This window comes from Deltaproteobacteria bacterium (assembly GCA_016210045.1).
Lineage (GTDB): Bacteria > UBA10199 > UBA10199.
The window spans coordinates 106,650-122,881 of the sequence record JACQUX010000029.1; the positions used below are offsets into that span (position 1 = coordinate 106,650).

General features: G+C 55.1%; 13 protein-coding genes. 1 reads left to right on the forward strand and 12 read right to left on the reverse strand.

Annotated features, from left to right (window positions below):
• Positions 1–8: 8 nt before the first annotated feature.
• The 10 genes from HY696_09645 to HY696_09690 form a co-directional block, all read right to left on the reverse strand.
• Positions 9–1,667, reverse strand: a complete 1,659-nt coding sequence (locus HY696_09645; GenBank protein ID MBI4238661.1) for a glycosyltransferase family 39 protein — start codon at positions 1,665–1,667, stop codon at positions 9–11.
• On the reverse strand, positions 1,664–2,050 hold the full coding sequence (locus tag HY696_09650) for a DUF2304 domain-containing protein (GenBank protein MBI4238662.1): 387 nt from the start codon (positions 2,048–2,050) through the stop codon (positions 1,664–1,666). The genes HY696_09645 and HY696_09650 overlap by 4 nt, the downstream gene beginning before the upstream one ends.
• The gene (locus HY696_09655) at positions 2,047–2,775 is read right to left on the reverse strand and encodes a glycosyltransferase family 2 protein (GenBank protein MBI4238663.1); all 729 of its coding nucleotides are present in this window, start codon (positions 2,773–2,775) and stop codon (positions 2,047–2,049) included. The genes HY696_09650 and HY696_09655 overlap by 4 nt, the downstream gene beginning before the upstream one ends.
• Positions 2,772–3,971, reverse strand: a complete 1,200-nt coding sequence (locus HY696_09660) for a Gfo/Idh/MocA family oxidoreductase (protein ID MBI4238664.1) — start codon at positions 3,969–3,971, stop codon at positions 2,772–2,774. The genes HY696_09655 and HY696_09660 overlap by 4 nt, the downstream gene beginning before the upstream one ends.
• Before the next feature lie 15 nt (positions 3,972–3,986).
• The gene (locus HY696_09665) at positions 3,987–5,501 is read right to left on the reverse strand and encodes a Gfo/Idh/MocA family oxidoreductase (protein ID MBI4238665.1); all 1,515 of its coding nucleotides are present in this window, start codon (positions 5,499–5,501) and stop codon (positions 3,987–3,989) included.
• A 25-nt stretch (positions 5,502–5,526) separates the two neighbouring features.
• Complete coding sequence (locus tag HY696_09670) at positions 5,527–6,894, reverse strand: heparinase II/III family protein (protein MBI4238666.1); 1,368 nt, start codon at positions 6,892–6,894, stop codon at positions 5,527–5,529.
• Positions 6,895–7,418: 524 nt separating this feature from the next.
• On the reverse strand, positions 7,419–8,789 hold the full coding sequence (locus HY696_09675; GenBank protein ID MBI4238667.1) for a Coenzyme F420 hydrogenase/dehydrogenase, beta subunit C-terminal domain: 1,371 nt from the start codon (positions 8,787–8,789) through the stop codon (positions 7,419–7,421).
• The gene (locus tag HY696_09680; GenBank protein MBI4238668.1) at positions 8,786–10,297 is read right to left on the reverse strand and encodes an oligosaccharide flippase family protein; all 1,512 of its coding nucleotides are present in this window, start codon (positions 10,295–10,297) and stop codon (positions 8,786–8,788) included. Before HY696_09680 ends, HY696_09675 begins: the two co-directional genes overlap by 4 nt.
• The gene (locus HY696_09685) at positions 10,294–11,265 is read right to left on the reverse strand and encodes an SDR family NAD(P)-dependent oxidoreductase (GenBank protein MBI4238669.1); all 972 of its coding nucleotides are present in this window, start codon (positions 11,263–11,265) and stop codon (positions 10,294–10,296) included. Before HY696_09685 ends, HY696_09680 begins: the two co-directional genes overlap by 4 nt.
• A complete protein-coding gene (locus HY696_09690) occupies positions 11,252–12,577 on the reverse strand; it encodes a UDP-glucose/GDP-mannose dehydrogenase family protein (protein ID MBI4238670.1) in 1,326 nt (441 codons plus the stop codon). The genes HY696_09685 and HY696_09690 overlap by 14 nt, the downstream gene beginning before the upstream one ends.
• A 251-nt stretch (positions 12,578–12,828) precedes the next feature.
• On the opposite strand from HY696_09690, the gene HY696_09695 reads away from it, so the two are divergent.
• On the forward strand, positions 12,829–13,521 hold the full coding sequence (locus HY696_09695; protein MBI4238671.1) for a class I SAM-dependent methyltransferase: 693 nt from the start codon (positions 12,829–12,831) through the stop codon (positions 13,519–13,521).
• A gap of 20 nt (positions 13,522–13,541) precedes the next feature.
• On the opposite strand, the gene HY696_09700 is transcribed toward HY696_09695, so the two are convergent.
• Complete coding sequence (locus HY696_09700) at positions 13,542–15,251, reverse strand: carbamoyl transferase (GenBank protein MBI4238672.1); 1,710 nt, start codon at positions 15,249–15,251, stop codon at positions 13,542–13,544.
• Between the two features lie 31 nt (positions 15,252–15,282).
• Positions 15,283–16,227: a 3-deoxy-7-phosphoheptulonate synthase gene (aroF, locus tag HY696_09705; protein ID MBI4238673.1), complete on the reverse strand. Its 945-nt coding sequence runs from the start codon at positions 16,225–16,227 to the stop codon at positions 15,283–15,285.
• Positions 16,228–16,232 lie beyond the last annotated feature (5 nt).

Consider the following 16,232-nt stretch of genomic DNA (forward strand, 5'->3'; position numbering starts at 1 on the left):
ATTGCGTCCTATCGACGCTGAGCGTGTAATTGAACCACCTGAAATCCATCCCCTTCACACAACAACTCGCTCCGATACCCGACGCGCTGAAACGCTTCCAAGTGTTCCTGCTCGGCAGGCCCAAACGTGTAAACAATGGCCTCCACATACTCGTGGCCCACCGCCGGCAATGCGCGCACGACGTCATTTAAATTCCGCCACCGCACATTGAGCCCCCCATACAGAATCGGCTTCGGATTCGTTGTGATGACGGCAGGATTTTCCAGATGCTGTAGTTCCAAATGCCGAGTCACACGCTGATAGCAGGCCATAATACTTTGTTGCACTGTCGGCCGCAAGTAGGTCGCCGTTCGCTGGTAACCGACATAGACAAGCGATGCGCACCCCAGCAATAACAGCACTGCGGCAACAATCGGCCTCCCCCAGACCGAGCACCGATTCAACATGCAATCAAAGCTTGCCCCAACCATGACGGCGAGCGGGATCGTCAGCGGCACGAGATACCGATTACTGACTCCGAACACCAGATAGCCAAGGGAGGGAAGTGCAAGGCCGCTCGACAACCAAAATAATCCAACAGCGGATTCCCGCGCTCTTGCAACGAAACACATACACACACCGAGCAACGGGAAGAGGAAAAAAGGAAACACCTGCAACGACGGCAAACTATAACAAAAAAACCGCACATTCTTGACGATGCGTTTCAGAAAAAACGTCGGCTTGACGGTTGCTAAGTGCCAAAGAATTTGCAGATCCGACAATCCTGCAGGAACTTCTGCACCTGAAAATTCGCTTTGAAAGGACAGCTCCGCATCGCGCAGCACGGCTTGAAAGTCTCCACTCTTCCCCATCCCTTCAAATTGGAAGAGATCGCCCCCGACTTCCAGCATCCGAACGAGCTTCCCCCCCACTACATTGCCGGGATCCAGAGCGTCAAACCACCACTGCTTCCCCACCTGTGCCAGCGTAATGGGAGCGGCATAGCAAAGAATCAATAACCAACCGGTGGACCAACGAATGCGACGCCACCGCAGCAAACCAAGCAACGTTCCGCAGAGACCCACAGCCAAGAGCAGCCCCTCGGCGCGGGCCCAAAGCGCAGCGCCGACAGACGCCCCCGCTGCAAGCATCATCCCTACACGTTGGCTTTGAACAGCGCTCCACAGACACCAGGCCGCCGTTGTAAAAAAGGCTAAATAGAGCACTTGCGTGCCGGAATAGAGGATCGTCACATTTGTGGCCGGCAACACGGCTAAGAGGTAAAGGAGCAAGCACGCCGCACGATTACCAAACAGGGTTTTCGTGAGTTGACCCGTGGCGAAACCAAGCCACATCGCGGAACACAAGTGGACGACGCAATCGATCCACTCGGGATCATGAAGCAACGCAAAGAACGGCGCGCTAACGAACGAGTAAAGCGGCAGCAACGTCAGCGGCGTAAAATCGTTTTGAAAGCTGAATGTTCCGCGCTCATAGAGATTGCGCGCCGCAATGAGATACAGTGATTCATCAAAGCCGAGCGACGACTTCCACCACAGCCAAAAAAACTGTGCGCTCGTGAACACGACCATGCCCCAAAACAAAGACCGCGACATCGAACGGATATGTTGATTCTGGTCGGGGCGAGCGACCGGCGCGGGTTCCATGAGACGATCTTTGTTGATCACGAACGGCACTCCTGGTGCTCTGATGGTGGGGCACAACCGGCCTGAGTCCCTGACGCAGACTCATCTTTGAGCGCCATATACTGAGCCATGGTGCGCAAGCGAACTGAGAGGATAGAAATGCGGGCAGTCAGAAAAACGAGAAAAGCGATGATCACGACAAACGTCATCAACGACAACGCCGAAACCGGATAGATCGCGCCCAACAAATGCGTCACTTTCAACAATACCCGTTCGGCGGCCATGAAGAAAATGGTGACAGCGGCTCCACCCAACCACGCAACACCATATTCGACCTCCATAGCACGGCGACGCATGAGCAACAGCACGATGGCCATGAGCAGTAAAGCCAAACAAATGATAATAAACCGCCCCGTAAAATTCATCGCAGCGCCCGCCTAACACTAATGGCTTTGATCAGCAAGACAACCGTGAGCAAGACGGTTTTGAACGGGTAAAAAGAAGCGTGCGTCAGCGAATGCATCGAAACTCCGGCAAGTCGTGGACGTGCTTGGATCGGAATTTCCACGACACGAGCGCCGCGCCAGATCAGATACACGATAGTTTCCGCGTTAAAATCGCCTAACGTCTCTTGGACGAGCCAGTGCATCCCTCTCCGTGTGAGCAGCCGCAAACCGCTTGTCGTATCGGTGAAACGATGTCCGGTTAGCAACGAAACAAAGCACGCAAAGAGCACGCTCCCCCAATGACGCAACCGACTGGCCGGCAATGCCATGCCCCTCTGCAGATACCGCGAGCCGATCACCATATCCGCCCCGGTTGTGCCTCGTTCATGGATCAGGCGAACAAGTGCTTCCGGATCATGCTGCCCGTCTGCATCAAAAAAAATGCAAAATGCATAATCGCGCTGCAATGCGTACCGCATCCCCGTTTGTAAGGCTGTGGCATATCCCAAATTGCACGGATGTGTCACGCACAGCACTCCTTGGGAGATCGCAATACCCCTCGTTTGATCATCGCTGGCATCATCGACGACCAAGACATCCACATCACACGTTTCCCGCCGACCTGGCATCAGCAACGCACGCAACACAGCTTCCAGATTGGTTCCTTCATTATAGGCGGGAATGATAATAAGACCTTTCCTCATGACAGACACTCCCTCAAGAGCGGCTCCATGCGGTCGCAGGTAGTCCGGATATCGTATCGAAATCCGAATCGCTCCGGATATTGCAACACTTGAATGACCTCCGTGACATGGATCGCAAGCGACGCGGAAAGGCGATGGGGGCGCCGCGCTTGCAGCGCACTGACCATCTCTACAGGACCGCGACAAAAATCAATCGGTTTATAACGCCCGGAACTGCGCAATGTCGGCTTCCGGGCAAAGGGCACCTTCCAATTCAACTGCCAGTGATGCCCCCAATTCCATGGGATCCAATTCAACCAACGCTCCCACCGCGTGCGCCAGTGCTCAAAACGATACTCGAATGCTCCACAAAGCCGCCGCTGTACATGGTGCCGAATGTATACCGGTGCAGCATCGTCACGAATATCTTTCGTGTACAACACTCCCTCATCCCCGACAATCATCAACGATTTATCCAGTGGGGCGACAATACTGGTCGTTGCGCGTGCAACAATGCGCTCATCAAATTCGAGACAGCCCAAAGTAAAATCCGGCGTGCGGGAATCAACGGCGATCCCCTTATCCGGTATTTGACACGAGGCAAAGGCCGTCACGCGCCGGACGGGGCCAAAGAACGCAACGAGCCACGTCAGAAAATAGGCCGCATGTTCATATGTACAGCCCACTTCAAATTCGTCTTTTGCAGGCCATTGCGCTCCCGAGCAGCTTCGCCAATTCCATGGTTGTTGACGCGACGTCATACCCGCATCGAAATTGACATACACGAGACGAACCGTGCCGATCGCTCCGGCACTGAGCGCGTGCCAAATCGTTTGCGCCGTTTCCCCCAACACACTGCAGGGAGCGGATCCTAAGGCCACGCCTTTGGTCTGCGCCAATGCCATCAGCTCGGCCGCGCCCGCCGGATCCATGGCAACCGGCTTTTCCGAATAGACATGTTTACCGGCCAACAAACAGGCACGATTCGTCTCGTAATGACTCCGCGGATTAGTCAGGTTGATCACCATCTCGATGGAGGCATCATGCAGCAAGGCATCCAGGCTCTCAAACGCGTTGACACCATAGTACGCGCGGAATGCGCCCAATCGTTCCGGATCGCGATCGAAAACGCCGCACAATTCTAACTCAGGATGACAAGAGCATGTCGCCATATAGAAATCGGCCACATATCCACAGCCCAGAATCGCGACGCGCATGAATTCCCCCAGCTTCTATGATGTCCGTCCGAAACACGTCGACCGCGCCGAACCGCCAGAGGGTTCGGCAAGCATGCGTTCAATTTGAAGCAAGACGTTTACATTGCGCACCGCATCTCGCAGCAACGGCGTTTCTCCGCGCCGACTCGCCGCGCCTTCGCGAAGATGCCGAAATGCCTCACAGACTCCATAATGGTCGTGAAAGAACCGTTGCGTCTGACCATTTATATTGAGCGTCGAAAAGTCGTGAATGACGGCATTCAAATGATCTCCCACAACAATAAGGCGCTCTTTAACGTCCCAGGCCCGATCCCCTCTCGTGGAAAATGACAACGTCCCGACCGCGCGATTTTCCAATTGCAGATTGACAACAAAAGAAAGAGCCGTTGAATTCTGCATCCGTGACTCGCACACCGCCGACATAACTTGTACCGCCACGACCTTGGCACCGCCGAGGTACTCGATCAGGTCCAGATAATGACAACACGCCATGTGCAGCACGCCGCCCCCTGAGCGGCGATCCGCTGTGCCTGGCGGGATCGCAGAACCAAAATTCACCAGATAATGGAGCAGCAACGCGCTCCCACATCGCTGATAGGCCGGATGCCGTCGCAATGCCTGTATAGCGGGTGCAAAGCGCCTATTGAATCCCACCATACAGCGCGCACTGTGTGCGACCGGCTCCAGTACTGCAACACCCGCCTGATCAATCGCGACGGGCTTTTCGCAATACACACGGAGATTCTTTTCAAGCGCTGCTCGAATATGCAGCGGATGCAAGTAGTTCGGTGTCGCGATTAGAATATTGTCCGCGCCGTGAGCGTCCAACATAGCCTGATAGTCACCATAGGTGTTGGGGATATCAAATGCCTTGGCCAAATTATTACACGTCACAACGGTGTTGGAACAAATCGCGACGACGCCGCCTCCGGTCTTACGGATCGCGGGGATCAGCACCGATGCCGTATATGTTCCGGCACCCGCGACCATCCATTGCGGTTGCCGGCACTTCACGGCTCCCCTTTGTCGACGAATGGCACCAACCGGCAATACAGCGGCCTGCATGTGGAGATCATGGCCAGCCCACTCGTTCAAAACATCTGCGGCGCTGAGCAGCTGTTCATCGAATAGCCCATTGTGGATTTCTGCACTCGTATAATGTGACTTGAGGACAATCCCGGACGAGCACACAAACACACTTTCTCGTGAGCTCTCGATCGACATCACACGAACGGCATCGACCGAGAGTGGACGGGGCAGCCGGCGATAATACACATATCTGAGCAACTGCGTCAGACCGATTTGGCGGTACAACGCGAGAAACTCAGTCCCCAAAGCGACCAAAGATCGCAAACACCGAATCGCCCGTCCTCGGGGCGCTTCGGTGGGCGGCACAGCTTTCCTGAGAGTGTAGCCGGCAATCAGTTTGAATGCGGGCAGCCCCGTACCCCAGACCAGTGGATCGATCTCGGTTCGAAAAAGCTTGCCCTTCCAACGCAAAAAAAGATCAACCTGTGCTTGCGACTCCACGCGCCCCCCACATGGCTTTCTCAATTCAACGGTCTACCTGACGGCACGGCTCCAAGTCGCAGCAAGTAAGAGAATAATGGATCTCGCTACGACCCTGCATAATAATTTTTGCCGCCGGCGTTACGCGACCATATCCATCACTATAGTCATATTGCACCCGCTCATGTTGAAGCGCCTCTCGAATAGAAAGTTCCCATCTCACATCCGACATGCCAATCAATTGATACCGATCCCCATCTTGCACAACGCGCCAGCATGGCGCGAAATGGATCGCGCTGACAACCGAACGGGCTTCCAACAGATCAACTCGGCACCGATCGCTCACATCAATACCGCGGCTATGGACTCTCACCTCGCGCATCACAGGCACGCGATGCGCTGCGACAATAAACCCCTCATGCTCGACGGAATAACGCTCACCATCCGCTTGGAGATCATGCGACCAAAACACGCGGGGCGCGTGGGAAACTTCGAATAACCCGGGCCCCAACACACACATCTCCGCTCCATCGATCCGCGTGATGTTATGCATCGCTGCAGAGCGGTACAAATTGCGAAGCGCCCGGTCTTGAAAATAGATATTCGTGCCCGGGTCCACAACCAGTGCCCCCACAGACGTCTCTACGGTATAACTGCCGACATCACAATGGCCATGCCCACCACGTCCGCTCATCCCAATATCAGCAAAATCGATCACCATTTTTCCCCATGAATATCTGGCGGCTCCATACCCAGCAACGCGAAATATTCGCCGACCGGGAGAATCGGAAACTCCATTCGGTCGGTGGCAGGCGCCGGTAAACATCAGATATTCGACATCGACACCGCCCGAGCCAACCAGCAGCCCATCCGGACTGAGCGCTTCCACAAGGGCGAAAAATGTCCGCGCATCATTGATATCGTCGACAACCCCGAGGGTAAAACCACGTTCCGTGCTTGCATCACCAAATGCCGGCAACATCCCTTGCGCAGTTACCATGGCCCGCAGGAAGGCTGCCATCCGCTGTAAATACGGCAGCACATCACGGACACCATAGTTGGCCGCCAGGAGTAATAACTCCCCAATGAATCGGCTGTACGCAAAAGACCCCTCGCGCGTAAAACCGTCGGCATCAATTTGCTGCTCGCATTCTTGCAATAAACGCCGTTCCCACAACGAGAGTTGTTCACGCGCGAGTGTCGTCCGGATAAACGTTTTCAGGAAAACGATACACGCCACACATTCGCAAAAAGCAAAATTGTTTCTCCGATCGTAGTGCATCGTGTTGTACATTTGCAAATAGGCATACTCACGAAAGGCCTCTCGCGTGATCCAACGCACAAGGTCCGCCGCCTCCGGTATGTCTGCAAATAATTGCAACGCCAGCATCCAATGAATCAACCGCTGCGCCACATTGAGTGTAATCACATACGCGACCCCATAACCGACTCGAAAAGTCGCCCGCCAGTGCCGCAATACTGTTTCGAGACGGCTCAGATAATCGGGATTGCGCGTGCACCGATAGGCCAATGCAAAGAGGGGAACAAAGCCATGCTTGCTCCACTCGATCGGGAACATGTAATCGCCGTATCGTGCTCCACTGTCACCATACTGCGAATAATCGAGCCGCTGCTGGTGACGGCAAGGGAACACACGTCCAGACTGCGCATCCAATGACCAGTGAGGGCATGTATCGCAATACTGCTGCAACGCGCTGGCGATCGACGGCTGGGTCGCGATGATATGGTTCCACGCGACGATATCGATTGAGACACGCGGCAAGTACATCTGCGGATACAACGACTGACCTCGAAGACGCCGTTGCGCCTGTTGCGAGATCAGTAGACTATCAATCCCCGACCACCCACAAAGCGCATACGTCGCGCGACGAGAAATTCGCCGAACAGAGGCTCGCACTCCATAATACCGGATTTTCCTTAGACACGCTGAAAGACTGTTAACAATTTTTTCCATATGCGCCGTCGAATAAAATACCGCTTTTGTAAAATATTCATCAGTTTAAACAAACGGCGGATACGGCCCGTTGGTGAGCGGTAAAGAAATTTCCAAAACCAATTGTATTTGGCAACGCGGATCTGCACGAGTAACAATAAAGCCGCCACGAGATCCATAGGTCCCCATGGCATCAACCGCGCATTGGCAATGCGTGGAACGCGCGCCGTAAATAGGCGGCGGAGAAACCAACGCGCTCCCAAACCTTGTTTTTTGTATTGTAGCGGACCGTATTGACTTCTCACCACACGATCCGCCGATAATGCTTCGACGATGAGCCGCTGCTGTCCCAGCATCGTCCGAAGAACTTCTTCCCCAGCGGCGGTCCGAGCCACCAACACTGAATAGCCACCATCTTTGCGATCCAAGTATTCCTGCAGCCAGGCATCGCCCAGTGAAATGTCGGCCAATTCATTGAAATGATCGGCACAATAGAGACAGGCCGGCAAGATTCCCGCAAATGCGACGTGATCGCGCACCTCTCCCTCGATCTCGTCCACCTCTCCATCGGAAAAGGTCACTTGCGTATGACCAGGCCAGTGCCCTTTCCGAGAGAGCAGTTGTGTGACCTGCGGTCGCCGCTCGGACGGAATCCGAGACCGCAGATATTCCGTCACTCGAAAATGGCTTGCGTAGCCACAAAAAATGCCGAGCCTGAGCACGATGCGCTCATTCAATTTTTTAATCCGCAAACCAGCTTTACGCAAACTATCCTGCTGGCACGGGATCCCGACAACCGCAACCTTCCGAAAATTACCATAAATAATTTGGTCAACCGCCGCCATCGCAGGAATCGGCACATAATGAGATCCCGCACCGGAGGCCAGATCCTGCGGAGACGTTACTATGATCCCCTGATAATCCATCGGCCCACGAAAGCCCGGCACGACAATCAATGCACCATCAATACGGCCCTGATCAAACATCCAAGTCAGAATTTCCGTAATGACCCCTCCGCTTGCGCCGGAAAGACGACGTTCAGCATTACTTGAATAGCCTACGAAACATTCTCGATACCGACCCAACAATGGGTGTTCGCGTGCCGATTCCCGCTCAAACACTTGTTGCTCCAACACTCGATAATCAACCGCATCCATGACACAGGTATCTCGGCACAACGTGCATTTTTCACACCGCTTCTCATCGAGAACACGAAGCTTCCACCCATCAAGTGTAAATGATTGAATCTGTAAATTCTTCTTTGCACCGAGACCGGGGCAAACGCCCAGACATGCACCGCAATAACAACACTGATCGCTGTTGGCGATATCCAATACATGAGGAGGATGAGTCATAGCCCCACTCTCAAGTGCGTTGCCGGCATATCAAGCGTTTGACGCGATCGTGTCCGTATCGCATGAATACCATGTACTATCCACTGTCCCCACACACTGCGCAGGCGTTTCGACAGTGCCATGATGGCCACTCCGTAGATCAGGATTTCAACAGCGAGCACCAGCGCGGCGAGAAACCAATGTTGCACATGGGGCACAATGAGGTGCCCCACGGACCATCCCAACGCGCCACTCGCTCCAACTTTTGCCAAATCCCACCATGGGTACGGGATAGGCAGCCATGCCCGCGAAATCACACCGCTCACCACCACATTCGCCGTCATTGCACAAATACTGGCAATGCCAGCACCATAGAGACCATAGTGAGGAATTAAATACATGTTCAAGAAAACATTCAGCAGCGCCGCCCCCAACGCCGTGATCGCAATGCCGTACGGCCGCTGCGACATATACATGCCGGACGCGGAAAAATTAATGAGCCCACTGACCAGCTGTCCGACCAATAACAGAGGGAAAATGCCGGCTGCCGACGCATATTCTGCAGACGTCATGATCGGAATGACCCAGGGAGCGATGGAACTCAGAAGTATTCCGAGCAAAACCGCCACAACACAATACTGCAATATCAAATTCGACAGATACTGCCCGGTTCGCTGGACGCCTTGCTTCGCGCACATACGACTATACGTCGGAAACAAAAAAAGATTCGTCGGCCGCGTCAGCACGCTGGCCAACGCGGACGCAATCGTGGAACCAGCCACAAAAACCCCCGTGTCCTTGGCCGATAGCAACCCATGCACGACAAAGCGGTCCCCAACACTGAGCAGGTAGACACCACTGATGACAACCGCATGGGGCCACCCATAGGCCACAAAATTTCTGAACAAAGCGCCATCAATGCGGATCGACAGGGCGCTCCGATTGCCCCGTACAATACAGAGCATGGCCAACACACAGACACTGGCCTCCGCAAGACAAAAACACTGCAATAGCAGAAGAACGTGCTTTGAGAAGCCCATCAGAAGCACAAAGCCGAATGTGAACAACAACATTTTGCGCAGCCCTAATAAAATATTAAATGCGCTCGACGCGTGCTGCGCACGAAGGACACACATCGCAATTTCGATAAGCACGCCGAACAAAACCGCCACCGTCGCCCAACACCATCGCTCCTCTGATATGATAAAAGAAGGGAGTGGGAACAGCTTCACAACCAACAGCAGACCGCACAATGCCCCACAGCCAAGCAGTAATCCTCCCCCGAAAACCGTTCCGTAAAACCGCTTTTGCGCCTCACTCGCTTGCTCCTCATAATGCGGAAAGAACCTCACCACGGCTTGCGGCAGGCCCAGCGCTACGAAGCCACTGAGCAGCGCCACAACGTTCAGAATGAGCGTCAACGCTCCGAAGTCTTCAACCGCAAGAATTTTTGAGAAGACAACCAGAAACGCAAAGGCAAAGACCTGGCTCGCGACGGTGCCAAAAAAATATCGCGTCAGATGTTTCATCCGATACTGCCCGACGATGTTCCCACCGAATGGCGCTGGTATTCGATAGTCCGGCGCAACCCCTCATCAAAACCGATGGCTCCGCAAAATTGCATGCACTCGCGGATTCGGGCAACATCGGCGTGGGTCCGAGAGACATCGGCTACACGTCGCGGAGAAAACTGCAACGTGCTCTGCGAATCGAGCAGCGAAATGACCGCGCGCGCCAACTCCAGGATGGAATGCGTTTCTCCCAGCGCAACGTTATACACTTCCCCACAGACACTCGGTGGGGCCAAACACGCGCGCAGATTGGCTTCGGCGACGTTGGCCACATAGGTAAAATCGCGACTCTGCGTACCGTCACCGTATATCGGCAGCGCGCGATTCGCCATCGCTTCGGCGAGAAACTTCGGAATCACTGCGGAATATCGATCTTCCAATGGTTGGCGAGGACCATACACATTGAAATACCGGAGTGCCACAGTCGGCACACCATAGACTTGACTGTAAAAACGGCAGTACTGTTCGCCGATCAGTTTGGTCAGCGCGTACGGAGAAATCGGACAACACGTTTGCGACTCCCGTTGCGGAAACTGATTCGTATCACCGTAAATCGAGCTCGATGAGGCAAAAACGAAACGCTGAATAGCCTGCTCGCGCGCCGCTGACAGCAAACACAAGGTTCCATTCACGTTTACATCGTGAAATTCTTCCGGCATTTCCACCGATTTCGGCACACTGCGTAAAGAAGCTTGGTGGGTCACATACGTCACGCCGGTCATCGCGCGTCGAACCATCGCGGCATCTCGAATATCGCCCTCAATAAATTCAATGCGCTCCCGAACCGCGTCCAAATTCTTCAAGACACCCGACGACAAGTTGTCGAGCACGCGCACCGGGTAGCCGGCTTCTACGAAACGCTCGACCACATGAGAGCCGATAAACCCTGCCCCCCCCGTCACCAGCACGAGCTCACGCGCGTCCATCACGATCGCTCCTCCCGACGCTGACGTATCGATACCCCGCGTGTTCCATGGCCTCCGGATCGTACACATTGCGGAGATCGATGAACACCGGCGACTTCATCAGTTCCTTCATGCGCACCAGATCCAACGAGCGGTATGGGTTCCATTCCGTCATCAAACAGACCGCATCCGCCCCATTGCATGCGTCGTACGCATCCTGGCAATAAACCAGGTCCGGCAGATGTTTCCGAGCCTCCTCCATCGCGACCGGATCATGCACGCGAATCCGCATACCTCGATCCGTAAGCGCCGGCAGAATCGTCATCGACGCGGCTTCTCGCATGTCGTCGGTCTCTGGTTTGAAGGCCAGCCCGAGCACCGCCAACGTCTTCCCAGAGCAGGCGCCGTCGAAAGCTCGTACAATCTTGCCCACCATGCGCGCCTTTTGTGCGTTATTGACTTCGGCCACTACTTCCGTGATGCGCGTGGGCGCATTATGTTCCTGCGCAATGCGAATCAACGCCAGCGTGTCCTTCGGAAAGCAGGAACCGCCGTAGCCCGGGCCCGCATGTAAGAATTGAGGACCAATGCGCGAATCCAACCCCATTCCCCGCGCGACGTCTTGGATATCCGCCCCTACGACTTCACACAGGTTGGCTATTTCGTTGATAAAGCTGATCTTGGTCGCTAAGAATGCATTCGAGGCATACTTCACCAATTCTGCGGTTTCGAGCGACGTCACGGCCAAACGGTGACTATCCAGACCCAACGGCCGATAGACCTCTTGTAAGATGTGCCACGCCCGCTCCGAGGAGACCCCAAGGACCACGCGGTCCGGATTCAAAAAGTCCTGGATGGCTGCGCCTTCCCGCAAGAATTCGGGATTCGAGGCGACGTCGAATTCGGCCTGAGGGTTGACCTCGCGAATCAGCCGCTCGACCTGCCGCGCAGATCCCACCGGCACGGTCGATTTATTGACAATCACAGTATACCGATGCAGGCGCAACGCCAGAGATTGCGCCGCTTCATAGACATACGACATATCCGCATAGCCATTCCCGCGCCGCGACGTTGGCGTGCCCACCGCAATAAATATGACATCGGCTGAGGCAATACATACATCCCACGAGGTGGTAAATTGTAACCGTCGCATTTCGATATTTTTCCGCAACAACTCATCCAGTCCCGGCTCATAAATAGGGGAGCGCCCTTGTTGCAGCAGCGCTATTTTTTTTTCGTCCAGATCCAAGCAGGTCACGGCGTGCCCGCATTCAGCGAAGCACGTCCCGCTCACGAGCCCCACATATCCGGATCCAACGATCGTGATATTCATACGCAGCTCCCATCAACTACCACACTCGCCCACTCCCGTCTTGCAACCGGATGTAGATCACAGTGGTTTTTTTGAGGTGCTGGCAATAATTCGCAACTCATGACACTGTCAAGATCAAACCACGAAATGTGCTTTCGGTGATGCAGGGTTTGGATTCCAATTGCACCGGCCGAGACACTCTGCCATACACTTCCGAATCTATGCAATAATGCGTACAACAGCGGCAACGGCCGTCACGTTCCCTTCACTGTATGTCGAACACTCCCTCGCTCCCAACAAAACGTCGCTCGGTCGGTCAAAAAATTCTGGATGCCGTCACGTTTCCAATACGGGCACTGACGCTGTTTACAGAAGACGGTTGGGGGCTTTCATCATTGCGCACCGAACGTTTTGACTACGTCGCGCGCTTCGTCCATGGTCTGTGCCTCGACATCGGGTGCGGGGAACACAATCTCTTTATTCGCAATTTCTTGGGCGGGCACGGCCAAGGATTCGATGTATTCGCGTATGAAGGGCTGGCCCAGAATGAATTAGTAACCAATTTGGATCATTTCCCCTGTGCCGACTCCACCTTCGACACGGTCACACTGATCGCATGTCTCAACCACATCCCCGTGTCCGCGCGAGCGCGGGAGCTGGGAGAAGCCTATCGATGCCTCAAGGCCGGCGGCCGAATCGTGGTGACCATGGGAGTCCCATGGGCGGAGACCCTCATCCATCGAGTCATTGCATGGTACGATCGGCTCTTCGGCACGCATTATGATATGGATACCGCCCGCGGCATGGCGCCGGGCGAGACATACTCGGTCCCAGCGCCATGTATTCGCGCGCACCTCGCAATGGCGGGGTTCCGGAACGTGTCCATACATCGGTTCTGGACCCAATGGGGGCTGAATCGGTTGTTCATCGGGTGGAAACCCATCGCGACACCCGACATGCCCTAAGTACAACGCATCCACGATGATCAATTTGCGCCACGGGCGATGAGATAATCACCCAACACTAAGAAGTCGAGCGACGCATGATGGAAACAACGCAAGGCATCCGTGGGGGAGCAGACAATCGGCTCACCCTGCACGTTGAATGACGTGTTCAGAATGACCGGGATGCCGGTTCGAGACTCGAAGGCTTTCAGGAGTCGCCACCACCGTTCATTCATTGACTGGGAGACCGACTGCAACCGCGCCGTGTGATCGACATGGATCGTGGCGGGAATACGTTGCCGGCCGATGACGGTCGACAGCGGGGCAAAGGACATGTAAGGCGACTGCATGTCACCGGCAAAAAATTGCGTTTGGGCTTCAACGGTGACGGATGGCGCGAGCGGGCGGAACGATTCCCGGAACTTCACCTTCGCATTAATGATATCCCGCATTTGTGCAACACGTGGATCCGCGATAATACTCCGATTCCCCAGCGCACGGGGTCCAAATTCCATGCGCCCTTGAAACCATCCGCCGATCTGCCCCTCTTCCAAACGACGTGCCGTTTCCGCATAAATATCATCTATTCGCTCCCACGAGAGTCCAGCCAGCGCCACCGCTTGTTCAATAGCGGCATCGGAATAGGCCGGCCCCAAGTAAGGGGATGCTGTCGCCGGTACGCGCACACGGTCCAACAGATGATGGTACAGATACAAGGCAGCCCCAATGGAGGTACCGGAATCAGCCGGCGAAAAGGGAACATACGTTTGTCCCACCCCGCCGCGCACCTGGAGCTTTGCATTGGCCACACAATTGAGCGCACAACCCCCGGTTAACACCAAATCGGGCAGCCCGGATTCGACACACAACGCTTGCACCATATGCGACATGGCCTCTTCAAACCGTGACTGCAATGCCGCCGCAATATTCATATGATGCGGAGTGAGGGATGTATCGCGTACGCGCGCCGCACCGAAGCAGCGAACAAACCGATCCGACACCCATCGTTGTGCACCCCGTAGATGGTAATCGAAATAGTGCAGATTGAGCTGAAATGTCCCATCAGTTTCCAAATGGACGAGATCCGCAAAGGCCTCACGCAACACCTGCGGATCGCCATACGACGCCAGCGCCATGACTTTCCACTCATCGGAGTTCGGTTGAAAACCGAGATGATGAGTAATCGCCGAATAGAGAAAACCGAGAGAGTGCGGAAATTGTATATTACGAAGCAATGTCAGACGATTGCCTTGCCCGACATAGAAACTGCTGGTCGACCACTCGCCGATTCCATCGACGACCAGCACATTCGCTGCAGCAAACGGGCTCAGGAAGAAACTGGCGGCGTGCGCATGATGATGGTCAACGTAGACGACGGACACGTTGCTACGGAAAGGAAAGACCTTCCGCAACAGGTGCCGCAACCGCACCATACACGGATAGCGCTTCAGAAAGGGGTAATGCAAAGACGCACCCCGAAACAATTGGAGCGATTTCGGAAAATATCGCAACACGTGCCGAATGATTTGTTGCGGTTCGATCCATGGATTCCAATAGTACGCAATCTGTGAAATGTCGGCGGCATCAACACCGCCCTCTTGCAGACAATATTGAATGGCCAGTGCCGGAAGCCATCCATCATGTTTCTTGCGAGAGAACCGTTCTTCTTCAGCCGCCGCAATAATCCGACCGTCGTGAATAAGCGCCGCTGAAGCATCATGCCCAAAACAGTTGATACCAAGGATATACACGGCGCGTAGGAACCACAGAGATGGGAGGCTGTCAATCAGATGGTGCACAAGCGTGCCGGCGACGCATCTTATTGCCCACCCCCCGCAACACGGCCAACTCCTCCGCCAGGCGCGTGAACGCGGGGAGGTCGAGAGATTGGGCGCCATCGCTGGCGGCAGCGGCTGGGTTGGGGTGGACTTCGATCAGTAGGCCGTCGGCGCCGGCGGCGGTCGCGGCCTTGGCCATGGCGGGGACATAGGCCGCATGACCGGTGCCGTGCGACGGGTCGACGATGATCGGTAAGTGGGTGAGCTCTTTCAACACGGGAATGGCGTTTAAGTCCAAGGTGTGTCGCGTCGCGGTCTCGAAGGTCCGGATGCCGCGTTCGCAGAGGATGACATGCGGGTTCCCGCCGGCGAGGATGTATTCGGCAGACAGCAGCCATTCCTGGATCGTCATGCTCATCCCGCGCTTCAACAACACCGGACGATTCAACCGCCCCACTTCTTTCAACAGCGGATAGTTTTGCGTATTGCGCGAGCCGATCTGGATCACGTCGGCGTATTCCGCGACGGCGCCGACGTCGCGCGGGTCGAGCAGCTCCGTGATGATCGGCAATCCGGTGACTTCGCGGGCCCGCGCTAACAGTCGCAGCCCCGCTTCGCCGAGGCCTTGAAAATCATACGGACTGGTGCGCGGCTTGAACGCCCCGCCGCGCAAGGCGTTCGCACCGGCCGCCTTCACAGCCACCGCGACTTGGAGCAACTGGGCTTCGTCTTCGACGGCACACGGACCCGCCGCGAGGAAAAACGCGCCCCGACCGACCAATGCACCTGCCGCCCCGACCGCTATTTGCGTCGGCTGCGGTTGCGCTTCACGACTCGCTAATGGATAGGGTGCGTTTCCCACGGCCCGCTGATTACGAAGTGACGCATTTATTGTCAACCAACGGCTGACAAAACCTTGACAAATTTCCTCGCTTCCTTCTTTTATGATTTCGA

Coding starts and splice junctions, on each gene's coding strand:
- HY696_09650 (MBI4238662.1), bottom strand. CDS start 2,050: ATGAATTTTACGGGGCGGTTTATTATCATTTGTTTGGCTTTACTGCTC.
- HY696_09655 (MBI4238663.1), bottom strand. CDS start 2,775: ATGAGGAAAGGTCTTATTATCATTCCCGCCTATAATGAAGGAACCAAT.
- HY696_09660 (MBI4238664.1), bottom strand. CDS start 3,971: ATGCGCGTCGCGATTCTGGGCTGTGGATATGTGGCCGATTTCTATATG.
- HY696_09675 (MBI4238667.1), bottom strand. CDS start 8,789: ATGACTCATCCTCCTCATGTATTGGATATCGCCAACAGCGATCAGTGT.
- HY696_09680 (MBI4238668.1), bottom strand. CDS start 10,297: ATGAAACATCTGACGCGATATTTTTTTGGCACCGTCGCGAGCCAGGTC.
- HY696_09685 (MBI4238669.1), bottom strand. CDS start 11,265: ATGGACGCGCGTGAGCTCGTGCTGGTGACGGGGGGGGCAGGGTTTATC.
- HY696_09690 (MBI4238670.1), bottom strand. CDS start 12,577: ATGAATATCACGATCGTTGGATCCGGATATGTGGGGCTCGTGAGCGGG.
- HY696_09695 (MBI4238671.1), top strand. CDS start 12,829: ATGTCGAACACTCCCTCGCTCCCAACAAAACGTCGCTCGGTCGGTCAA.